Origin of the sequence: Granulicella sp. L46, assembly GCF_009765785.1 — a bacterium.
Classification (GTDB): Bacteria; Acidobacteriota; Terriglobia; order Terriglobales; family Acidobacteriaceae; genus Granulicella.
On sequence record NZ_LMUT01000018.1, the window covers coordinates 207,975 to 230,333 of the forward strand.

Sequence of the window (22,359 nt, forward strand, 5' to 3'; positions counted from 1 at the left end):
ACTACTCGTACTTGAGGGTGGCGACAGGGTCAAGTACGGCGGCGCGGTTAGCGGGAAGCGTGCCGAAGATGACTCCAACTGCGACGGACGTAGCGAGAGAAATGACCGCGGCCCAATACGAGAGCGGGATGGCGAACGGGGTGAAGAGCCCAACGCTGAAGGGTATGGCGAGACCGATGATGGTGCCGACCAATCCTCCGGAGAGCGAGAGGAAGACGGCTTCGGTGAGGAACTGAAGGCGAATCTCGCGGCTGGTGGCGCCGAGAGCCTTTCGAATGCCGATCTCCTTGATGCGCGCCTGCACATTCGCGAGCATGGAGTTCATAATGCCCACGCCGGAGACAACGAGCGTGATGGCAGAGGCAAGCACCAGAACAATCGTGAGCATGTCGGCGATGCTGCGCATGGAGTTGAGGATGTCGGTGAGGGTGGCGGCATTGTATTCGCTGGTGGGGCGATGGCGGCTGGAGATGAGAGTGGTGATGCGCTTGGCTGCGGGCTCCACGTCCTCTCGTCTGTCCATGCTGAAGAATATCTCTTTGAGGTCATTGGTACCACTGAAGTAGCGCCCGACCTCGTAAGGGACCAGGATCGTGTGATTGCTAATCTCGGATGAGCCGAAGGTGTTGATGCTTTCGGTGAAGACGCCGATGACGGTGAATGGGATTCCGCGGATCGAGAGAGTTTGACCGATGGCCGCGCCGTAGCTACCGTAGAGTTCGATGGCCATAGGGCCAACGATATCGGCGACATAAGCGTGGGTGAGGGCGTCCTGGTCGTCGAAGAAGCGGCCAGCTTTAATCTTAAGGCCGCGAATGTCTCTGTACTCGGGGCTGACGCCGAGCAACATCGCGTCTCGATGAACGCCGTTGCCGACGGCGATACTGTCGTGATCTTCCAGCATGGGCGAGCTGTAACGAATGCCAGGAACCTGTTGGTCGACAGTCTCCATGTCCCGGATGGTCAAGTAGTCGGGGGTACTGACATTGTTGGGGCCCATGACGAGGCCTCCCGAGTATTGCATCTCGACTTTGTTGGGGCCGAGGGAGGAGATGGTGTCGAGAGCGAACTGCTTGCCTGTGAGGCCGACGGTGGCGACCAACACGATAGAGGCCGAGCCAATCACCATGCCGAGCATGGTGAGCAGAAATCGTGTCTTGCTGGCACGGAAACTGTCGAAGGCAAGATTGATCGTCTCGCGAAACGCTACGGTAGACCGCGCGCTGCGGAGCGTGTTTTCGAAGGTGTCGCGGACAGTCGTCATGGACGAGAAGAATCGAAGTTAAGTATCGCAGGCCCGGTGCAATGCGACCAGCATGCGAGGTAAAGCTCCTGTGTTTGTTGGATGCTACGGGAGCGCGGTCGATTCTGCGAACAAGAGAGTATGGCAGGTGCCGGACAGCCGCTCTAGCCCCGGCCTGAAGCGTGCAGAAAGAGGATTTTCGGCTAAGCGTTGAGATAAAGGGCGGCACCCCGGAGGAGGCAAAGGGGTGCCGCAAACTTTTGGAAGAGGTGGGCTCGCTTGCGTAGGAAACACAAAGCGCAGAAACCGGAGAGCTGCCAGCAGGATGCATCCGGCTGGCGTTACGAAAACCACTCTAGCGAATGCGCGTTATAGTGCGCATCGACCAATGGATTGAATTATTTTCAACCGGGATCAAGCAGGCTTGATGGCTGGGACGTCCGCTGGATTGATATCCAGGCCAAGGTCGAGGGCGCGAACGCTGTGGGTGAGGGCACCTACCGAGATGAGGTCGACACCTGTGGCGGCAATATCGCGAATTCGGTCGAGGGTAATGCCGCCGCTGGCTTCGGTGAGGGCGCGATGGTTGATCTGCTGGACTGCGATTCGAAGATCGTCGATGGAAAAATTGTCGAGCAGAATGGTGTCGACGTTGGCAGCGAGAACTGCGTCGATCTGGTCGAGGCGATCGACTTCGACCTCGAGGTGAGCGGTGTGCGGGACTACCTGGCGTAGGGCGAGTAGGGACTCGGTGAGACTTGCAGACGAGTGGGCGGCGAGGACGGCGAGGTGGTTGTCCTTGACCATGACGGCATCGGAGAGCGAGAAGCGGTGGTTGTGCCCGCCGCCGCAGCGGACGGCGTAGCGCTCGAAGAGGCGGAGGCCGGGTGTGGTCTTGCGAGTGTCAACGATGCGGGCTTTTGTGCCGGCGGTTTCGGCTACGTAGGTCGCTGTTAGCGTGGCGATGCCGGAAAGACGCTGCGCGAAGTTGAGGGCGACGCGCTCGGCTTGGAGGATGCCGCAGGCTGGGCCTTGGATGGTCGCGATGATCGCGCCGGAGTCAAAATCTTTGCCGTCAGTGATATGGACGTCGGTCGTGATGGCGGGGTCGGTGAGAGAAAAGGCGGCGGTTACGATGTCCTGGCCGCAGAAGACACCGAGTTCCCGCGCAACGAGCTGGGCGGTAACTATGGCGGTGGCGGGGATTAGGCTCTGCGAGGTTAGGTCGCCCCAGGGAGCGTCTTCCAGGAGTGCCATGCGAACGATGGCGTTGACGGCGTCGTGACTGGGTTTCATCAGCACGGGACGGCTACCTGCAAGGTATTGATTTTGCGGATTTTCGGTTCCTGAGCGTAAACGAGGGAGTGTTCGTAGGCAGCGGAAGGGTGGGGAAAGTCGGTGCGGAAGTGGGCGCCGCGGGACTCCTCGCGCGCAAGTGCGGCGGTTACGAGAACACGGGCGAGGGCTAGAAGGTTGGCGGTTTCGAGGTCATGGATGGTGGTGCCCTCGACGTGGGAATGGTCGAGGGTGTGGAGGGCGGAGCCGAGGTCAATGGCGTTGCGCTCAATGCCGGCGTGGGTCCAGAGGAGGGTTTGGAGCTCGAGACGGGTGATGGGAGCGGTGGGTATCTGAGCCTGGGGCTGTGCCTCGTGAAGGATCGTAGGTGTGCCACTGAAAGGAGTTATGTCGGCAGAGGGCGAGTCGGCTTCAAGCAACATGTGAGCGCAGCGCCACGCAAACGTGAGGCTTTCGAGGAGGGAGTTGGAGGCTAGGCGGTTGGCGCCGTGGACGCCGGTGCAGGCTACTTCGCCGACGGCGTAGAGGCCGGGGATGGAGGTGCGGCCGTAGGTGTCGGTACGGACTCCACCCATCCAGTAATGGGCTGCGGGGTTGATAGGAATGGGGTTACGGGACCAATCTAAGTTGCGAGCGCGGGTTTCGGCGTCGATGGAGGGGAATCGTTTGGCTAGGAATTCCGGGGACATGGCCGTGGCGTCCAGGAGGGCTGGAAGTCCTTGCTGGAGAGCCATTTGGCTTGCGATGCCACGAGCGACTACGTCACGGGGAGCCAGCTCGGCGGCTGGGTGGATTTGCGGCATAAAGCGGTGGCCGTCGGTGTCGAGGAGGACGGCGCCTTCGCCGCGGACGGCTTCCGAGATGAGGAATGGCGATGAATCTAAAGAGGTTGCGGTCGCTAGCGCGGTGGGATGGAACTGGTAGAACTCGAGGTCGGCTAGCTGGGCGCCGGCGCGGAGGGCTATGGCTGTGCCGTCGCCCGTGGCTACTGACGGGTTGGTGGTGTGGAGGTAGAGTTGGCCGGCACCGCCCGAGGCCAGAATGACCGCGTCGGCGTCGAGGGTGCGGGGAAGGCCTTCGGAATCAATGATTTCGAGGCCGGTGACAGCGCCGTTTTTAAGGACTAAATCGAGGGCAAAGGTATGTTCTAAGACGGTGATTTTGGGGGTGTTGCGTACAGCGCGGACTAAGGTTGTTTCTACGGAGAGGCCGGTGGCATCGCCTCCGGCATGGAGGATACGTGCTTTAGAATGAGCAGCTTCCAGGCCCCTGGCTAGGTCGCCGTTGGGGGTTTGGTCGAAGGGGACGCCGAGGCGGATGAGGTCGCGGATGCGGGCTGGGCCTTCTGTGCATAAGATGTTGACGGCGTTGGGGTTACAGAGGCCTGCGCCAGCGGCTAGCGTGTCGGCGGCATGGCTGGCGGCGGAATCGTCGTCAGCCATGGCTGCGGCGATGCCTCCCTGGGCCCAGCGGGTGTTGGATTCGGCCAAAGCTGCTTTGGTTACAACAGTTACGTCGTACTTGGCGCTCAGCTCGAGGGCAGCGATGAGGCCGGCGATACCGGAGCCTACGACCAAAATGTGTTTGTTTTTCGACATGTTTAGCCTTGTTTCGGGTTACGCAGCGACGTCTTTAGCCTAGTTTCGGGACACGCGGCGCCAAGCTCAGCATGGTTTTGAGCGCGAGGCGGGCAGGGACGGCGATGGGCTCGGGGACGGTGATCCGGTTGAGGACTTCTCCGCGCTCGAGCGCTTCAAGAACCCACGCAAGGTAGCCGGGGTGGATGCGGTACATCGTGGAGCAGGGGCAGACGATGGAGTCGAGGCAGAAGATGGTGTGTTCGGGGTGCTGAGAGGCGAGGCGCTGGACGAGGTTGATCTCGGTGCCGATGGCGAAGGTGCTGCCGGCGGGTGCGGCAGCGATGGCCTTGACGATGAAGTCGGTGGAGCCGGAAGAGTCGGCTGCGTCGACTACCTCCATGGGGCACTCGGGGTGGACGATGACGTGGACGCCAGGGTGGCGTTGGCGGGCCATGGCAATTTGGTCGACGGTGAAGCGTTTGTGGACCGAGCAGAAGCCGTGCCAGAGAAGGACGCGGGCGTCGCGGAGAGCTTCGGGGGTGTTGCCGCCGTTGGGGAGGTTTGGATCCCAGACGGGCATTTGCGAGAGGGGGATGCCCATGGCCTTGGCAGTGTTGCGGCCGAGGTGCTGATCGGGGAAGAAGAGGACGCGCTGGCCGCGCTCGAAGGCCCACTCGAGGACGCGGGCGGCGTTGGAGGAAGTGCAGACGACTCCGCCATGTTCGCCGCAGAAGCCTTTGAGGGCGGCCGAGGAGTTCATGTAGGTGACGGGGATGACTTGCTGGCGGCCGTCGGGGGTGAGGTTGTCGCCGAGGACTTCGGTTAGTTGCTCCCAGCAGTCGGTGACGGAGTCTAGGTCCGCCATGTCGGCCATGGAGCAGCCGGCGGCGAGGTTGGGGAGGATGACGGCCTGGTCGGGACGGGAGAGCATGTCGGCGGTTTCGGCCATGAAGTGGACGCCGCAGAAGACGATGGTTTCTGCGTTGGGCCGGGTGAGGGCGGCGTTGGCTAGCTGGAAGGAGTCGCCTACGAAGTCGGCGTACTGGACGATTTCGTCGCGCTGATAGAAGTGGCCGAGGATGACGAGCTTTTCGCCGAGAGAATGCTTGGCGGCGCGGATGCGGAGGTCGAGTTCGGCGGGGCTGGCGTTGCGGTACTCGGCGGGAAGGCCGGGTTGGCGCGGGGCCGTGGAGGGGAGGTGATCGGCCATGGAGGCGCCGGGGCCGTAGGTGGGCTCGGCGTCAAAGGTCCAGGGCGCATCGGCGAGGGCCGAGCTACAGGTGGAAGTCTGATTCTGAGTTCCTTGCTGTTCGTTGATCTGAATCAGCTGGATGGTGCTATCTACAGAAGGCACTGCGGACTCCTTGAGGCTGCGCTCCCTGGCCCCCGAAGGTGTGGTGGGCCGGGACGTATTGGATGCAGCCGTACCTTTATAGGGTACAAGAATCGCTGGGCGGCGAAGGTGGTTTGCGTCACCGAAGGTGGCCGAATTTACGGGTGGGTGGGAATTTGGTTGAGGGTTGCTTTGATTGGGCCATGCGCGTATCCGGGAACTCATGTAGCGCCTGGTCGAAGCTCAATGAGTGCTTTGGCCTGTTCTCAACAATTGAAACGAAGTTGCCGAAAACCCGACTTTAGAGGAAGCTCGTCACTTCACAGCAGCGAGAGCCTACTCTGCCTGCAGAAAATAGATCATCGTGTCCGCACCAAATGCGACGCCGATTGCAACGAGTGTCAACATCCTTCCTCTGCCTCTGCCAGCGATGGCTAAGCACACGTCGATCAGGAGTGCCGAGAGGAACAGTTTGTGCAAAGGAACCCATACACCCATGGGTGTCCCCATTCCGTGCGGGTCTCCGCCCGCTCGCAACCAAGCGACCTTCGCTGCATAGCCCAGTACGATCGCACACCACCCCACAACCACAGAGGCAAGCCCGACTTTGTTTCGCCAGTCATGCGTCCGCGCCGCATCCCAAGAACGCTTCATCCTCACGCTAGCGAAGGTGATGAGCGTAACGGGTACGAGGAAAAGGATAAATACGGCAACGCCCACATCTCCTCCAACCCAGCCAGTGTACAAGCTTGGGCTACTCGTTCTCTGAAAACGGGGTTTTGGGAAACTTCGGCGAACTTGCCGGAAACGCGACTTTGCGGGAAGCCTCGCTGAGCCGACCTCAATGATCCGTAGCGTTACCTTCGCCGAGAGGTACGCACCTCTTCCCGCGACGGTATGTTCTTGCCGATTTCTGCATGTTTTGAGAACATCATGGCAGGAGTGGATCATGTCGAGGTCTTTTTGGTTTGGGCAGGTTTTACTCTTAGCGGCGGCTGGCCCGTGCTTGGCCGCGATACCCTGTAGCGCCTCTTCCGATCCTGCGGCAGTCGTACAGGCGCAGGTTGATGCCTATAACAGGCATGATGTCGAAGCATTTCTGAACTGCTACTCCGACAACGCCACCGTTTACTGGCTTGATGGCCATAAGGAGCCCGCTAAGGGCGCGAAAGCGCTCCGCGACGAATTTGAGTTCCTGGCGAAGATTCCTCCTGCGGGATCTGGATTTGGGGTCGATGTTGTCACGAAGACGATCACCGGACCGACCGTCGCTAATGTTGAACACATGCGCGGTCTGCCTCCTGGAGCGCCACCCGTGCCCGACACCCTGGTCATATATGAAGTCAGAGATGGCAAGATCTTGAATTGCTGGTTTGCGCCCGCCAAATGAGCGTTGGAAGTGGGGCTCGAAGTTGCCGAAAATGCGACTTTGCGGGAACTAGCTGGCTACTTGCCGTGCATGAGATAGACAATCTTTCCGGACACTCTGTCGATCTCGACGAGCACTGTCCCTCCCTCCAACCCTTTCGCGAGTGTCCCTTCAACCCTCCACGTTTGCCCTTTCAGGGTGGCGTGCAGAGGAAGTTCCGAGTCAATTTGCTTCTTTCCGTAGATCGGTATAGCGACCGCATACGCTATGGACATAGCTGTGGCAGCATCCGGAACCATTCCGGACGGGGGTCGGTACGACTTCGCGCCAATCTCCTGCGCGGGCGAAAAGGACGCGAGGAGAAACAGAAGCCCTCGAAGCACACTTGCCCTACGAGTCATGCTATCGCAGCGACTCCGCATACAGACTATTTCCCGCAAAACGGGGTTTTCGGCAACTACGATTTGTTGTGCGCCATCTCCGCCTCTTTTCAATTGGTGCTAAATCGCCAGGTCACTCATCAGGAAAAACTCGTACCCATGAGCCGGCTTTGCGGGAGGTGTGGCGGGACTGGCGGCTGGGCGGTAAGATGGGACCGCAGCCGCTAGATCATCCCAAACCGTATGCCTGATGTGTACGGCATCAGCGGACGTCACGCCCTATGGAGGGTGGAGCGTTCCGCGCAATAGGGGCATTATGCTTAGCCTTTCTCAGACCGTTGCTTTGCTGGTTGTCACTTGTCTGCTGTCGTTGGGTTTCACGTTGTGGCTCAATCGCATATGGCCTTGCGAAAAGCGCCCTGTCCAGAATGACTTGGTTGGTTGGCAACTAAGCATTCTTGGGACGACGTACGCGGTCATTTTGGGATTCATGTTGTATGCCGTGTGGAGCGAGTTTGGTGCGGCAACTCTGAATGCGGATCTGGAGGCGAGCTCGCTTCGCAATGTTTATCGGTTGGCCGTCGGTCTGCCGGAACAGCAAAGGAACGAACTGCAAGCAGAGTCTAGGGCATATGCTGCTGCCGTCGTTAACGATGATTGGCCGGCTATGGCGCAGGGCCAACTACCGGACGCGAGTCACACAATCAACGAGAAGATGTGGGGCACTCTTATGTCGGTAAAAGGAAGCTCGACGTCGGAAAATACGGCGGAGGACCACGCAATCTCCGAGCTCAGCGCGATGACTACCTACAGACGAACTCGGTTGGTGCAAAGTACGCATCGGCTTCCCGCGATCCTGTGGTGTGTGTTGATGGTGGGAGGCTTGCTCACGTTGTTGTCGGTTAACATATTCAACTCCGTAAGCTTGAAGCTTCATGTGTTCCAGGTCTTCTCCTTCACCTTGCTGATTACCCTGGTGTTGCTTGCAATCGCGGACGTGAACAGGCCATTTAAAGGTTGGGTCCACGTGAGTAGCTATCCGTTTGTGCGGGCGCAGGAAACTATGAGTGGCGCGGAAGACTGATGCGGGCCGCGGGCTACCAGTTCATCTGGCTCATGCGTTCCTGGATGAGGGTGCTGTAGCGGGTCATGTGGTCGGGGCGGCGCTTGAGCGGGGCGGGGAGGATGGCGGCTAGCTCGGCGGCCTGGCGGCGGTTGAGGTTGCGGGCGGAGGTGTGGAAGTAGTAGCGGCTGGCGGCTTCGGCGCCGTAGATGCCTGGGCCCCACTCGACGACGTTGAGGTAGAGCTCGAGGATGCGCTGCTTGCCGAGGACGAGTTCGGCGATGGGGACGAGGGTGGTTTCGGCGCCTTTGCGGAGGAGGGTGCGGCCGGTGCCGAAGAAGAGGTTCTTGACTAGCTGCTGGTCGATGGTGGAGCCGCCGCGGAGACGGTGGTTGGGCTTGTGGTCGTCGAGGTCGCCTTCGGCGGCGATCTCCATTGCTTGCCAGTCGAAGCCGTGGTGCTGGTAGAAGCGGGCGTCTTCGGCGGCGATGACGGCGTGCTGGAAGTCGGGCGAGATGCGGTTGAGGGGGACGAAGTCGTAGGAGGCGGTGTAGGGCTTGCTGGAGAACCAGGACTGGATGCGGCGCTCGGCATGGACGGCGGTGGTGGGCGGGTCGAGGAAGCGGAGCGCGACGAGGGTGAGGGCGGCTAGCAGCCAGAGAGACGCGAGAGTGATGAGGAGCCAGCGAGCGAAGGAGCGGAGGGTGAGCTTTCGGCGCGGCGGGTCTAAGTGCGGCGGGTCTAAGTGCGGCGACTCTAAGTGCGGCGACTCTAAGGGCGTGCTGGGCATGGTGGCGATGCTTCAGCATATCGCGGGGTACTGGGACGCAAGACTTTAGTTTCGGCGAGGGCTTGTAGGCGCGTCGTATGATGGGCGGGTAAAGCTGCCTTGGTTTCACTTGTGGTGCTGCTGACTGTCTGCCGGGGGAAGTATGGATTGCGGGATGGGCGAATTGATTTCGCTGCATTCCACGTCTATGGCTGATGAATGGAACTTCACTTCAGAACGGGCAGGAGTCTCATGATTTTTTCCGCGCGAATTTTTGAGAAGAGATGTAACTCCCGTGGGGCTGGAGTGGGGCGCTGGTTGTTGACGCTTGGCTGCCTGATGTTGGGCTGCGTGGCGTTGACGGCGGGTGGGTGTGGTTCGACTGCGAGTGTGGTGCAGGACTTTACGCTTGCGGTGACGCCGGCGAGTGTGGCGCTGACGGCGGGCGGGGCGACGCAGCAGATCACGGTGACGTCGACTGCGGTGAATGGGTATAGTGCGCAGATTTCGATTGCGATTTCGGGATTGCCGGCGGGGGTTACGGCGAATCCGGCGTCGGCGATGATTGCGCCGGGGGCGACGGAGACGATTACGCTGACGGCGGCGGCTACGGCGGCGACTAGTTCGGGGACGGTGACGATCACGGGGACTTCGGGAACGCACGTGCATAGCGGAGCGGTGGCGCTGAGCGTGACGGCTGTGCCTCCGGCGGACTTTACGCTGGCGGTGAATCCGACGACGGTGAATGTGACGGCGGGCGGTGCGAGCGGGTCGACGGCGGTTTCGGTGAGTGGGATTAATGGGTTCAACTCGGGGGTGGGGATTACGGTGGGTGGGCTGCCGGCTGGGGTGACTGTGAATCCGGCTACGCCGACGGTGACGCCGGGAACGTCGCAGACGCTTACGCTGACTGCTGCTGCGAGTGCGGTTGCGGGTTCGAGCACGATTACGGTGACAGGGACTTCGGGTGCGCTGGCGCACACGACAACGTTCACGCTGAAGGTGGCGGCGGCGCCGGCGGACTTTACGCTGGCGTTGAATCCGACGACGGTGAGTGTGACGGCGGGTGGTGCGAGCGGGTCGACGGTGTTGTCGGTTAGCGGGATTAATGGGTTCAATTCGGGGGTGGGGATTGTGGTGAGTGGGCTGCCGGCTGGGGTGACGGTGAGTCCGGCTACGCCGACGGTTACGCCGGGAACGCCGCAGACGCTTACGCTGACTGCCGCTGCGAGTGCGGCTGCGAGTACGAGCACAATTACGGTGACGGGGACTTCGGGTGCGCTGGTGCACACGATAACGTTCACGCTGAAGGTGGCAGCTGCGGCGGTGGCGGACTTCACGCTGGCGATTAATCCGACGAGTTTGACGCTGACGTCGGGTGCGCTGGGGCAGGGTACTGCTGTGACGGCTACCGCGGTTAATGGGTTCAGTGGGACGGTAAGTGTTACGGTGTCGGGACTGCCTGCGGGGGTGACGGTTGCGCCTACGAAGCTGACGCTTGCGACGGGGACGCCGCAGACGCTGACGTTCACTGCGGCGGCGAATGCTGCGGCGGGGACGTCGAGCGTGAGCATTACCGGGATGTCGGGGGCGCTGACGCATTCGGCGACGCTAACGCTTACCGTGGCGGCGCCGGTGGGCGTGAATGTGACGACGTATCACAACGACAACTCGCGGGATGGGTTGAATGCGAGTGAGAAGATTCTGACGCCGACGAATGTGAGCTCGGCTACGTTTGGGAAGCTGAACCTGCTGGGCGTGGATGGGGTGGTGGATGCGGAGCCGCTGTACCTGTCGGCGGTGACGATCAGCGGGCAGACGCACAACGTGCTGTACGTGGTGACCGAGCACGGCAGCGTGTATGTGTTCGATGCGGATAGCGGGACGCAGTTGTGGAAGGTGTCGGCGCTGGGGAGTGGGGAGACGACGAGCGACAATCATGGGTGCTCGCAAATCACGCCGGAGATTGGGATTACGTCGACGCCGGTGATTGATCGGGCGAAGGGTGTGAATGGGACGATATTCGTGGTGGCGATGTCGAAGGACAGTAAGGGCGCGTATCACCAGCGGCTGCATGCGCTGGATTTGACTACCGGCGCGGAGACGACGGGAAGCCCGACGGAGATTGCGGGAACGTATCCGGGAACGGGAGATAACAGCAGCGGCGGGAACGTGGTGTTTGCGCCGGGACAATATGCGGAGCGGGCTGGGCTGTTGCTGATGAACTCGACGATTTATCTTGCGTGGACCTCACACTGCGATGCGCGACCGTATACGGGATGGGTGATGGCGTATAGCGAGAGCACGCTGCAGCAGACGGCGATTCTGAACCTGACACCAAATGGGAACGAGGGATCGATCTGGATGGCGGGCGATGGGCTGGCGGCGGACAGCTCCGGGAATATTTATTTCCTGGACGCGAATGGAACCCTGGATGCGAAGGATACGGTGACGGGATTCCCCGTCAATGGCGATTACGGGAACGCGATGATGAAGTTGTCGACGGCGGGGAACTCGCTGGCGGTGGATGATTTCTTCGAGACGTATAACTCGATTAATGAGTCGAACGGCGACGTCGATCTGGGGTCGGGGGGAAGCTTACTGTTGCCGGATATGGTGGATGCCAAGGGCGTGGTCCGGCATTTGATGGTGGGCGCGGGCAAGGATACGAATATCTATGTGGGTGATCGCGACAATCTTGGGAAGTACAACGCGGCGAACAATGACGCGCTGTACCAGGAGATTACGGATGCGCTGCCGGGTGGGGCCTGGTCGATGCCGGCGTATTTCAACTACGCGGTGTATTACGGCGGGGTTGGGGATTACTTGAAGGCGTTCACGATTACGAATGCGCTGCTGGGGGCGACGCCGTCGAGCAAGTCGGCGACGACATTTGGATATCCGGGAGCGACGCCGAGCGTGAGCGCGAATGGGACGTCGAATGGAATTGTGTGGGCGCTGGAGAGCAGCACGGGATCGACTGCGGTGTTGCATGCGTACGACGCGACGAATCTGGGCAAGGAACTTTACAACAGCACGCAGGCGGCTGGGGGGAGGGATAGTTTTGGGACGGGCAACAAGTTCATTACGCCGATGATTGTGAATGGGAAGGTGTATGTGGGAACGCCGAATGGGGTGGCGGTGTTTGGATTGCTGCCGTGAGGGGTGGTCGGGGTGCTGGATGGTTTCGATTGCTGTTCTTAAGGAAAGTCGACGGATAGGCCGAGCTGGCCGCCGACTCGCGGGCTTGCGACGTAGACGCCTCCTAGTAGACCGAAACACAGGGCGATGTTCTTGCGGACGTTGTATTGGCCGCCGAACATTCCCTGAAGCTGACTTCTGCCGAGATCGCCGCTATCGGTATAGGCGCCGTAAATTTCGCCGCCCAGGGTTACGCGGTCGTTGAGATCGTGCAGCAGAGAAAGACCGTAGGTGAAAACCTGGCCGCGCGTGTTTTCCGTACCGATGTCGCCGGTGCTGGTGTTGCCTGCGAACAGGATGCCGACGTTTCCATTGATCTTGGTCTTCTCTGACAAGGATTTTTGCAGCATCACGTTGAGAGCGTAGTCGTAGAGTCCAGAGCCAAGTTGCTGGCTGGCGTCTCCGGTTGGGAACTCTGTGTAGAAACTCGCGCCAAGAGCTGGATGCCGGCTGCCTTTGGATTCTTTCAGGAAATTCCACTTGATCCCCATGTTCGTGTCGCCGACACCGTTGGAGGGCTCCTTCCCGGCGGAACGCTGGATGTAGATGTACGGCGCGTCCACATCAAGCTCCAGGTTGTGAGGGAGGCCGTAGTTGATTTTTAGGTTGGAGGTGTTTTGGCGAAGGTTCGGGTATTGAAGCTGGAGGGAGTCGTATTCATTGAAGAACTCGAGATGCCACTTCCCGCGGTCCGTGACACTGGGGTCATCGGTGTAGAAAGGCAGTTGAGCATGCAGAGACCTTGATCCAGCGAGCACAGTAACGAGCAGTAAAAGGGTGCGGATGGCTGGAGGCATCGGAATGAGCCTTCAGAGTAGCAGCAACGGGAAAGGCATGAATGACGGGCAAGCCGCGGCCGCTAACTTAGGGTGCCGGCAACCCGAGTGTGCTCTTGTTCATCTCATTCACCGACTAAGGCGGCTCATCATGACTGACAAGAAGGCAAGCTACGCGCACGCGAAAGCTCTGGCCGAATCAAAGCAGTTCGCCACGAAGACGAATCATGATGCCTTCGGCACATTTGCCGCTACAGCTTCAGGATGGCTCGGCTCGAAGTGGGCGTTCCTCGGTGCGATTCTCATCATCGTTGCGTGGGCATGCTGCGGTCCGTTGTTCCACTACTCCGATACCTGGCAGCTCGTGATCAACACTGGCACGACGATCGTGACGTTTCTCATGGTGTTCCTGATACAAAACACACAGAACCGGGATGCAAAGGCGATCAACCTCAAGTTAAACGAGTTGATCTATGCAACGGCTGCGGCTGGCGATCAAATGCTCGACATCGAGAAGTTGAGTGACGAGGAACTGAATACGATGCAGGCACGGTATGAAGAAATTCGTGCCGAGTGTATTCGTCGCGAGGGGGCTACGCCCAAACACAATGCCGCCGATTAATCGGCGGATGGAAGAGCCTGGCGGTGACTGAGGGGCGGGGGATCACGCTTCGGTTTTTGGGGACTGGACGAGGATGGTTTGGAAGTCCGGGCGAACGGGAAGGGTGATGCTGAAGGACGTGCCGGAGAGGTCGGGGTCGGTGATGGAGCGGACTTCAACGGTGCCGCTGTGGCGCTCGATGATTTCCTTTGTGACCCAGAGGCCGAGGCCGGTGCCGACGTCTTTCTTGGTGGTGAAGAAGGGCTCGAAGATGTGATCGCGATGTTCGGGGGCGATGCCAGGGCCATCGTCTTCGACGATGATCTTGACGATGTGAGTGGTTGCATCTTCTTGGCAATCGATGCGGACGCAGATGGTTCCGCTATGGGGGACGGCGTCGGCGGCGTTGGAGACGAGGTTGGCGACGGCTTGCTTGAGTTCGCCGGCGAGGGCCTGGATGGGTGGGCAATCGTGGAAGTCGCGAAGGATGGTGATGTTCTTGGTGCGGAATTTATTGGAGTAGATATTGAGGACCGACTCTACGAGGACGGGTAGATCGACCTCGTTGGGCTGCTTGGATTCGCGATAGAAGCCGAGGGTTTGGCGGGTGATGTGCGAGACGCGGGAGAGTTCTTCTTCGGCGAGCGTGAGATTGGTGAAGGCGGATTCGGGGAGGCCTTCGGTGCCTTTGGAGATGTAGATGAGATTGCCGATGGCTTCGAGGGGATTGTTGATCTCGTGAGCTACGGTGGCAGCGAGGCGAGCGGCGGCGGCGAGCTTTTCGGTCTTGCGGAGGACTTCCTGCGACTTGCGCTCGGTGGTGGCATCGCGGAAGACCATGACGACGCCGACGACTTTGCCGCGGCCGTCGCGGATGGGGGCGGCGCTGTCTTCGATGGGAATGTAGGTGCCGTCGGTGTTCAGCAAAACGGTGTGGTTGGCGAGGCCGATGATGAAGCCGTGCTCCATGACTTTTGTGACGGGGTTGTCGACGGGCTTGAGGGTGGTCTCGTTGAAGATGGGGAAAACGTCTTCGATATATTTGCCGCGGGCGACGGAGAGGGTGCGGCCCATGAGCTTTTCGGCCATGGGATTGAGGAAGGTGACGCGGCCTTTGCCGTCGGTAGCTATGACGGCGTCGCCGAGACTGGTGAGGGTGGAGCGGAACCACTCTTCGCGCTCTTCGAGCTGGCGGGCGTAGATATCGCGCATGGCCATGGCCTTGGTGATGAAGTAGGCGAGGAAGAAGAGGCCGGCGGCGGCGACAAGCGAGGCGAGATAGATGGAGATGTAGGTGTCGCGGATACTGCGGCGCGTGGCTTCAGCGCGGGTGGACTCGAGGGAGGTCTCCTCGAGTTGAATTGTGCCGATGAGGTTATCGATCTGGACCATGATGAGGCGGCCACGATCGGAGAGGACTAACGCGCGGGCGGCATCAGGATCGCCGGAATTGTAGAGGCGGATGGTCTCGGCGAGCTCAGCCAACTTGGCTTGGGTGAGGGTGCGAAGCTGCGCTACTTCAGCCTGCTTGGCGGGATTTTTGAACATCTGCTGAAGGAGGCGAAGCTGGGGATCGAGTTGAGCCAGGGCCTGATGGTAGGGGTCGAGATATTGTGGATCGCCGCTATAGAGGTACCCGCGCTGGCCAGTCTCGGCGTCCTTGATGAGGGACTGGGTTTGATTGAGCGCGATGAGGATTTGCTGGATACGCTCGACGCGGGCCTGATTTTGAACCTGGACGTCCAGCTGACGCCGGGTAAGGACGGCGTTCGCGACCAGCAGGATCAGGAGGAGTACGAAGCCCGTGATGACGCCGAAGCGCTTGTAAATGAGTTGCATGGCGATTTAAAGGTCGGTCGACGTGCACCGCGCTGCGTGATTATAGCTGAGAGTGTGGCTGGATGCGAAGACACGGCTCGGCGGCCGCTGAAGGTTGGGCGCCGGCTCGTTGATTGTATGAAAGAGAGCGAGGGGTGCAGTGAAAGCTTGGCTTCTAGTAAGAACGGGCGCTCGCTGCGCGAGCGAGATGCAGGTTCCTCGCTGCGCTCGGAATGACAGCCAGAAAGGCAAAAGCAAAAGCAAAAGCAAAAGCAAAGGCAAAGGCAAAGGCAAAGGCAAGAGCAAAGGCAAAGGCAAAGGCAAGAGCAAGAGCAAGAGCAAAGGCAGATGCAGAGGCAGAGGCAAGAGGCAAGGTCAAGGGGTAATGCAGGGATCTCTCCACTTCGCTCTGCTCCGGTCGAGATGACGATTGGGAGGGATGGTTTGGTGGCGAGGGCTTCAGGTGAGGGGTTTTTGGCGGGTGCGAGAGTTTGGGGCGGTGGATGCGTTTGGGTTGGTGGTGGATTCGCGGATCATTAGTTCGGGTTCGAAGAGGATGACTTCGGGGTAGGGGTTGGCGGGGGCTTCGATGCGCTTTAGGAGGGTTTGAACGGCTGCCTCGCCCATGCGGCGGAGGGGTTGGCGGACTGTGGTGAGGCGGGGGGTTAGGTAGGCGGCAGAGGAGATGTCGTCGAAGCCGATGACGGAGATGTCTTCGGGGCAGCGGAGGTTGGCGTCGGCGATGGCGCGGATGGCGCCGATGGCGGCGATGTCGTTGGAGCAGAAGATGGCGGTGAAGTCGCGGGTGCGGGCGAGGAGGTCGCGGATGATGGGGTAGCCGAGTTCGGGGGACCAGGAGTTGGCTTCGAGATAGACGCAGAGGTCGGGGTAGATGGTGAGGCCGACGCGCTTGGCGATGGTCATGATGCTGTCCCAGCGGAAGTCGGAGTCGGAGACCTGGCGCTGGCCTTTCATGAAGGCGATGCGGCGATGTCCTAGATCGTAGAGATGCTGGAGGGCGAGGAGGGCGGCGCGATCATGGTCGAGCATGATGTTCGTGTTGCCCTTGAGTTTCTTGTGGCCGGAGATGGAGACGACGGGGACACGGACGGGTTCGTTGAGCGAGGTGTTGACGAGCAGGAAGCCGTCGACGGAGCGCTTGGTGAGGAGGCGCGGGTATTCGTCGATGAGGTCGGGTTTGCCTTGATGGGTGACGACGTAGTGAAGGTAGCCGGACTGGAGGAGACTGTCTTCGATGCCGTTCATGAGGGTGGTGAAGTAGCCTTCGGAGAACTCGGGCACGATGACACCGATGGTGAAGGTTTGGCGGGTGCGGAGAGAGCGAGCGATGGGGTTGGCGCGGTAGTCGAGACGCTTGGCGGCTTCGAGGACGCGCTGGCGCGTGGCGGCGGAGATGGCCGAGGCGCCGGGTGCGTTGTTCATGACGAGCGAGACCGTGGCGGGCGAGAGGCTGAGGTGCTCGGCGAGGGACTTTAGGTTTACGGGTTTGGGTAGTTCGGGCTCGGCGATGGGTTTGGGCTTGCGCGGCATTGGTTGACCCCGTTGTAGCTGTGGGAGGTAGTTGAGATTGGGTTGTGGCTTCTATCGTTAGTCAGGAACTAGTAAGAACGGGAGCGCGCTTCGCGCTTGAGAAGCGGGTTCCTCGCTGCGCTCGGAATGACAGACAGAAAGGCAAAAGCAAAAGAAGAAGCAGATTCCCAGAGGGAATGACAGAAAGAACAGCAAGAGCAAAGGCAAGAGCAAGAGCAAGAGCAAGAGCAACAGCAACAGCAAGAGCAACAGCAAGAGCAAGAGCAAGAGCAAGAGCAAGAGCAAGAGCAAGAGCAACAGCAAGAGCAACAGCAACAGCAACAGCAAGAACAAAAACAAATGCGGGGGTCCTTCGCTTCGCTCAGGATGACAAATATATCGTAAATAAATAAAAATAAACCACTTATTACTTTGGTATTCTCTATACGAGTCCTGCACAGATATGTAGACTCAGTTGCTTACAGAATCTATCTACACGGAATGTACACAGAACGAATCCAATAGAGCGAGGCGAATATGGCATTCGTCACTGAAAAATCGGAACTCAAGCCGGGCCTGGTTCTCTTCCGGCGTGGCGATGTAGATCATCGGATGTGGTATTGCCGCATGAAGATTCCTAGAGCCGACCGTTATAAGACGGTTTCGTTGAAGACGACCGACCTCGACGTCGCGCGGGAACGCGCCTTCGATCAAGACGCCGACATCCGATTCCGCCTAAAACATGACGTTCCTGTGTTCAACCATCCCTTCCGCGAAGTGGGGAGAGAGTATTTGCTGACGCAGGAGGCGCGGGCGAAGCGCGGAGAAGTCAGCGCAGCCCGGCCCAAGAAGGTCCGTGCCATTATCGAAGGCGCTTTGGACCGATATGTAGGTTCAACCCAGGTGCACCTTATCGGTGACGACCTTTGGGGCGGCTACCCGGCGTGGCGGCGGGAGAATGGCGCGGGCCGCCATAGGCGCAACGGCGTTCGGGAAGTCAGCGACAAGATGGCGCAAGTCTTCGCGGATGAGGAAGCCGAGCGCCGTACCAAAACTCAGCAGAGTCTCGGCATCAGGGTTTTGAGGGCGATTCAAGTTAAACTTTCCGAAGAACGAACAGTTCCTTTTATCAGCGACTCTACCATACGATTTGAGATGTCCATATTCGGTGCAGTGATGAACTACGCCATCAAGAAACGTTACGTTCCTGCCAGCCAGCGTTTTGATGATCGCCCCAAGCTCAAGTCCATGCGGCGCGATGAGTTCACCCTAGAGGAATACCGCAAGCTCCACACCGTAGGCCGCAAGTGGATTAGAAAGACAGACAAGCCTTCGAGCACTTGGCATCGCACAGTCACCTACAACATGATCCTGATTGCGTGCAATACGGGCATGAGGCCAGCGGAGATGAAGAATCTGCGCTGGCGCGACATCATGCCCGCAAAAGACCGCGACGGGCGCGAAATTGTCGTGCTGTTCGTGCAGGGTAAGGGCAAGTCGCGCAAGCTGGTCGCACCTAAAAGCGTCGGAGATTATCTGGAGCGCATTCGCGTGATCTCCAAAGCGACGCAACTGGAGGATAGAGTCTTTACCAACATCACGGGCAAGCCTGCAAGAACTCTCTACAATTACTTGATTGGGGATCTTCTAACCGAAGCGAATTTGCGCGAAGGTACGCAGGGCGTGCCGCGCTCGACCTATTGCTTCCGGCACACCTATGCCACGCTTCGCCTGCAGGAAGGCGTAGACGTGTATTTCCTCGCCGAACAGATGGGAACTTCCGTCCACATGATTGAGCAACACTACGGGCATGTGAATACCATCAAGCATGCTGACCGCGTATTGCAGGGGATGGCAGGATGGGAACTCCCGCAACCGGACGACTCCAAGGCCAGGTCGTCAAAAGCAGCGGCGGCTCACGATCAGTCCAAAAGAGGTAAGCGCGCCAACCTTCGCTTACTGTGAACCTCCCGAAGCCGTCTTAAGCCGGAGCCGCTGGCGGAGGCTGGCGCAGGGAGGAAATCGTCCCAATGGCCGGCCCGGAACTCCTCACCGAGATTGTTCTGATTTGCCGTTGCCCCGCTGGGGCGTTCTTAGCTGCAAATCTCGCTGCACGAGCCGCCGCTGGCGGCTGTCTTCGTGCAGTTTCCACCTCTGATGTCGAGAAGTCGAACTATGTGTAAGAGTCCTGCGCGATACGTGATCCGCGGGAATACCTTGACACTAAGTCCCGAAGAGCGGTGTCGGAATTTAACCATTTGTAGCCCACCACTCAATCTGGCCGTTTTTTCTTTGCAGCAGCTTTTTTCGCAACAGATTTCTTTCGCGGTATGCCCCCCGCAAGAGGAGCGAAAACCTCTACCTCTGAGCGGCCGACAAATTTCCTTCCGCCTATCTCGACGATATTCAATCTTCCTTGCTGCACTAGCTTGCGTATCCGTTCTTGCGAGATGCTGCGAACCCGGGCGGCCTCCGCTTGAGTTGGGACTTTCGTCACCACCTGCTCACACAAATCGAAATGCTGCGCGGAGATATCTCGCATGAAGAACTCAGCCAGAGACTCGGCGACGTAACTGAACGCTGTCTGCCTCCGTACATAGAGCCGGGAAGAGTCATCTGACGGAAAGCGAGTTCAGGGACGTTGCGAAAGCTCTCAGGATAGATGCGCAACTACTCGCACGAGCATTGGCCTCATCTCTTAGTCTTCGTGCAGCGAGTGAGCATGCTGTCATCCGGCTGGTGAATCGAGCCTACGAGCGGTGGCGGCAGCATTCGCGTATTGCCCATCGCGGAGTTCTGTCCCATCTCTCTCCCATGGCCGTCATTCGATCGAAATACGTCGACCGCCTTCCCATTCAGACTCCTCTTATATCGCTGGGTTCCTATAGTTCTTACGAAAAGGAAAGGGACACCCTGTAAACCGCGCGCGCTTTGAGCGTGCCTTCGAAAAGTTGATCGAGTCTGTGCACGGTGGCCTTATAGCCCGAAATATCGGAGCACTACGCTATATCAACGGGGAGCGAGACAACTCATGTGTGCGCAGCCTACGCGTGGGCTGGACGTGAGCCGATCGACCTGTCCGGCAAGTCGGTTCCCTTCAAGAGTGAGGCAAAGACCGGACCCCCGATTCGACCTAGCCTCGAACCCGATACCACAGCTCCGTCGGCGCGCACGGAAGGCTCGTACTGGGTGTAGATCGGCCACAGCGTGATCCAGATTTAGCCCAAGGAAATGGCTGGATTGACTCCGCGGCACATCATTATGCTGCGGGCGGTTCCAGCGTCTCATTCAACACTTCGACGAATCGCGTGCAGAGAGGTGGAAACGGACCTAGAGGGGCTTACGGGCAGGCATCTGAGTGGCCTGTTTGTGGGTCCTTCCACTGTGAAATGTTGGCCAAGGTTGCAAATCAGCGAGTCTTGACAAGTTCGTGGTCTCCGTGCAGACTGTCTTAACCGTTTGTCTTCATGTAGAGCGGGCAACCGTATGGGGACGGGCGCGCATCAATAGTGAGCATTAGATCTCATTTCTGAATATGCGTACGACCTAAGCAAGCTTCACCCCGCATCGCCATTGTGTCTATGCATCCTTTTCTCCCGAACATGCAGCTTTCGTTGCGCGATATGGTACCTACGCCAATAAAGTTCGTTAAGGAGAATTGTGAAAACAACTTCATTTAAGCTACTCGCTTACTTTACTAGCCTGTTCATGTACGCCTGTTGTCTCCAACAGGCTCCGGGCCAGATTGTCGCCTCATCAGATACTCCTTTGCGAGGCGGCACGGCCGTAGCCCATTCGTCTCCAGGGAATACTGTTACTTCGAGTGGAGATATGGATGAAGACAGTCTGTTTGGCAGCTCGTCTGTTTTGCTCAATCAACCACAAAAAGGGCTAACTAAACTGACTGTCAAGCCCCCGGTGCCATCCGCCTCTGCGCCTGACGATTCTCAGATCATTGTTCAAGGCGTGGTCTACAAAGAAGTCGCGCACCTGACATCTGGAAACCGAGCAGTTTATACACAACTTCACATTGATGTTACGAGTGTATACAAGACTGATGATCCCACAATTCGTCCTGGGGCGGCGCTGAGCTTCCTAAACGCGGGCGGCGTGGTCATTGATGATGGTGGAAATACCACCGTCGTGAGGAACTCGCGCACCGGTTTTCCGACTTTAGGTCGAAGCTATCTCTTTTTCGGAACTAAGGCGTCCCGTCCTGGCGTATATATTCTGACCAACGTCCTCCACATGACCAAAAATGGTCTGGGCACCGCAACCGGCGTCAGTCCGATCGAGGATCAATCTCTTATTTCTCGCTTTGCCACTGAATACCCTCAAGCAATGAAGGATCTTTCATTGCACGAAGACGACACGATGCCAATCGCGGACCTGTCAACGAAATCTTCGGCCGCCTTAAGTCCTCATCTCCAGTCGCTCAGTTCCCGCTTTGCCGGAACGTATTCCAGCGGCCTTAATTCAGCCGTACCACACCAGTCAAGCATAGTTGAGCTAGGTCTCCTCCCCGCGAACAAAGCGGAACTCGGTGTAGTCGCGCACATAGTTTCGTCTCAGACGGTAGTGACGGCCGACCATTCCGCGATCTTCACGGACTACACCGCCGTGGTCGATCAAAATATCTACCACCACGATAGCTACAGTGGTCCGCTGCCACAAATTGGATCTACTGTCAGCTTTCACATGTTTGGCGGTCGTTTCCGTGCCAAGAGCGGAGACATTATTACTGTTGACACTGCAGGACACCCATTTCCACCGGTAGGAACCAAGCAGATCCTCCTCTTGGATTCCGAAGATGAGGACAAAGCTTTTAGTCTCGTCCATTCCTATTTAGTTATGGGAAGCAATGTCGTGTCACCTGAACATCATCGCGGTAGATATCAAGAAATTGAAACTGTCCCACTAGAGGATTTTCTATCGCAGCTGCAGATAAAGGCAGTTACCGCCCCGAGCAACGGAGGGCAGCGATGACACGACTGAAATCGTTCAGCATTGCAATTACGTCTGTCGCGTTGCTGTGTCTTATCTCTACGTATTACACCAGCAGGCGCCACGTAGTAGCAGCTCAAGCTTCTACTACTTGCACCTTAACCTGCCCTACGGTGTATCTGACATCGCCTTCGCAAGCTTGGCCAAATAACACCGGAACTGGAAATTTTACCATTCTTGTCAACGTACTTACACCTATGTCCAACTCGATGGGATCGGTCGGAAGTCTAAGTGCCGCCCAAGAGTCTTGGATAGCATTCGCAGTTCAGCAATGGACAGGCACTAACAACGTGAGTTTCAAGGTGCAATATGGTACTTCTAAGATCTCCACACCAAATAGTATGAATATCATCGTGGGTACGCCACCTGCAGGCACGTCCGTCAGCGGGCAATTTG

Annotated in this window: 18 protein-coding genes; 7 read left to right on the top strand and 11 right to left on the bottom strand. The window is 58.5% G+C overall.

From position 1 onward, the window contains the following. Position 1: 1 nt before the first annotated feature. The 4 genes from GSQ80_RS19685 to nadA form a co-directional block, all read right to left on the bottom strand. Positions 2 to 1,264, bottom strand: a complete 1,263-nt coding sequence (locus GSQ80_RS19685; RefSeq protein WP_158789353.1) for an ABC transporter permease — start codon at positions 1,262 to 1,264, stop codon at positions 2 to 4. Between the two features lie 393 nt (positions 1,265 to 1,657). Then, entirely contained in the window at positions 1,658 to 2,539 is an 882-nt protein-coding gene (gene nadC / locus GSQ80_RS19690) for a carboxylating nicotinate-nucleotide diphosphorylase (protein ID WP_158789354.1), read from the bottom strand. Next, positions 2,539 to 4,137, bottom strand: coding sequence for an L-aspartate oxidase (locus GSQ80_RS19695; protein ID WP_158789355.1), 1,599 nt, complete (start codon positions 4,135 to 4,137; stop codon positions 2,539 to 2,541). Before GSQ80_RS19695 ends, nadC begins: the two co-directional genes overlap by 1 nt. Before the next feature lie 34 nt (positions 4,138 to 4,171). After that, positions 4,172 to 5,473: a quinolinate synthase NadA gene (gene nadA, locus GSQ80_RS19700; protein WP_216850469.1), complete on the bottom strand. Its 1,302-nt coding sequence runs from the start codon at positions 5,471 to 5,473 to the stop codon at positions 4,172 to 4,174. Between the two features lie 928 nt (positions 5,474 to 6,401). Between nadA and GSQ80_RS19705 the strand changes: the two genes are divergently transcribed. Then, a complete protein-coding gene (locus tag GSQ80_RS19705) occupies positions 6,402 to 6,842 on the top strand; it encodes a nuclear transport factor 2 family protein (RefSeq protein WP_158789357.1) in 441 nt (146 codons plus the stop codon). Between the two features lie 56 nt (positions 6,843 to 6,898). Here GSQ80_RS19705 and GSQ80_RS19710 read toward each other — a convergent pair whose 3' ends face one another. After that, positions 6,899 to 7,096, bottom strand: a complete 198-nt coding sequence (locus tag GSQ80_RS19710; protein ID WP_158789358.1) for an NTF2 fold immunity protein — start codon at positions 7,094 to 7,096, stop codon at positions 6,899 to 6,901. A 421-nt stretch (positions 7,097 to 7,517) separates the two neighbouring features. On the opposite strand from GSQ80_RS19710, the gene GSQ80_RS19715 reads away from it, so the two are divergent. Then, positions 7,518 to 8,285 carry a DUF4239 domain-containing protein gene (locus GSQ80_RS19715; protein WP_256369920.1) on the top strand — a complete coding sequence of 256 codons (768 nt, stop codon included), beginning with the start codon at positions 7,518 to 7,520 and terminating at the stop codon, positions 8,283 to 8,285. A gap of 13 nt (positions 8,286 to 8,298) precedes the next feature. On the opposite strand, the gene mtgA is transcribed toward GSQ80_RS19715, so the two are convergent. Further along, positions 8,299 to 9,054 (bottom strand): monofunctional biosynthetic peptidoglycan transglycosylase, encoded by a 756-nt coding sequence (mtgA, locus tag GSQ80_RS19720; protein ID WP_158789360.1) that lies wholly within the window; start codon positions 9,052 to 9,054, stop codon positions 8,299 to 8,301. Positions 9,055 to 9,285: 231 nt separating this feature from the next. Between mtgA and GSQ80_RS19725 the strand changes: the two genes are divergently transcribed. Beyond that, complete coding sequence (locus tag GSQ80_RS19725) at positions 9,286 to 12,195, top strand: hypothetical protein (RefSeq protein WP_254059797.1); 2,910 nt, start codon at positions 9,286 to 9,288, stop codon at positions 12,193 to 12,195. 38 nt (positions 12,196 to 12,233) lie between these two features. Here the strand turns inward: GSQ80_RS19725 and GSQ80_RS19730 are convergent, their stop codons facing one another. Continuing rightward, a complete protein-coding gene (locus GSQ80_RS19730; RefSeq protein ID WP_158789361.1) occupies positions 12,234 to 13,031 on the bottom strand; it encodes a transporter in 798 nt (265 codons plus the stop codon). A 4-nt stretch (positions 13,032 to 13,035) separates the two neighbouring features. Here GSQ80_RS19730 and GSQ80_RS19735 point away from each other — a divergent pair, with 4 nt between their 5' ends. Then, positions 13,036 to 13,632: a low affinity iron permease family protein gene (locus GSQ80_RS19735; RefSeq protein ID WP_254059798.1), complete on the top strand. Its 597-nt coding sequence runs from the start codon at positions 13,036 to 13,038 to the stop codon at positions 13,630 to 13,632. A 42-nt stretch (positions 13,633 to 13,674) separates the two neighbouring features. On the opposite strand, the gene GSQ80_RS19740 is transcribed toward GSQ80_RS19735, so the two are convergent. From GSQ80_RS19740 to GSQ80_RS19750, 3 genes are all read right to left on the bottom strand, one after another. After that, on the bottom strand, positions 13,675 to 15,450 hold the full coding sequence (locus GSQ80_RS19740; protein ID WP_158789363.1) for a CHASE3 domain-containing protein: 1,776 nt from the start codon (positions 15,448 to 15,450) through the stop codon (positions 13,675 to 13,677). Positions 15,451 to 15,604: 154 nt separating this feature from the next. After that, complete coding sequence (locus GSQ80_RS22925; protein WP_174241369.1) at positions 15,605 to 15,832, bottom strand: hypothetical protein; 228 nt, start codon at positions 15,830 to 15,832, stop codon at positions 15,605 to 15,607. A 56-nt stretch (positions 15,833 to 15,888) separates the two neighbouring features. Beyond that, positions 15,889 to 16,980: a LacI family DNA-binding transcriptional regulator gene (locus GSQ80_RS19750; RefSeq protein ID WP_158789364.1), complete on the bottom strand. Its 1,092-nt coding sequence runs from the start codon at positions 16,978 to 16,980 to the stop codon at positions 15,889 to 15,891. Positions 16,981 to 17,156: 176 nt separating this feature from the next. On the opposite strand from GSQ80_RS19750, the gene GSQ80_RS19755 reads away from it, so the two are divergent. Both GSQ80_RS19755 and GSQ80_RS19760 read left to right on the top strand, forming a co-directional pair. Next, on the top strand, positions 17,157 to 17,372 hold the full coding sequence (locus GSQ80_RS19755; RefSeq protein WP_158789365.1) for a hypothetical protein: 216 nt from the start codon (positions 17,157 to 17,159) through the stop codon (positions 17,370 to 17,372). 253 nt (positions 17,373 to 17,625) lie between these two features. After that, entirely contained in the window at positions 17,626 to 18,924 is a 1,299-nt protein-coding gene (locus GSQ80_RS19760; RefSeq protein ID WP_254059799.1) for a site-specific integrase, read from the top strand. 307 nt (positions 18,925 to 19,231) lie between these two features. Here GSQ80_RS19760 and GSQ80_RS19765 read toward each other — a convergent pair whose 3' ends face one another. Continuing rightward, the gene (locus GSQ80_RS19765) at positions 19,232 to 19,501 is read right to left on the bottom strand and encodes a hypothetical protein (RefSeq protein WP_158789367.1); all 270 of its coding nucleotides are present in this window, start codon (positions 19,499 to 19,501) and stop codon (positions 19,232 to 19,234) included. 1,289 nt (positions 19,502 to 20,790) lie between these two features. Between GSQ80_RS19765 and GSQ80_RS19770 the strand changes: the two genes are divergently transcribed. Next, the gene (locus GSQ80_RS19770) at positions 20,791 to 21,945 is read left to right on the top strand and encodes a hypothetical protein (RefSeq protein ID WP_158789368.1); all 1,155 of its coding nucleotides are present in this window, start codon (positions 20,791 to 20,793) and stop codon (positions 21,943 to 21,945) included. The last annotated feature ends 414 nt before the right edge of the window (positions 21,946 to 22,359 follow it).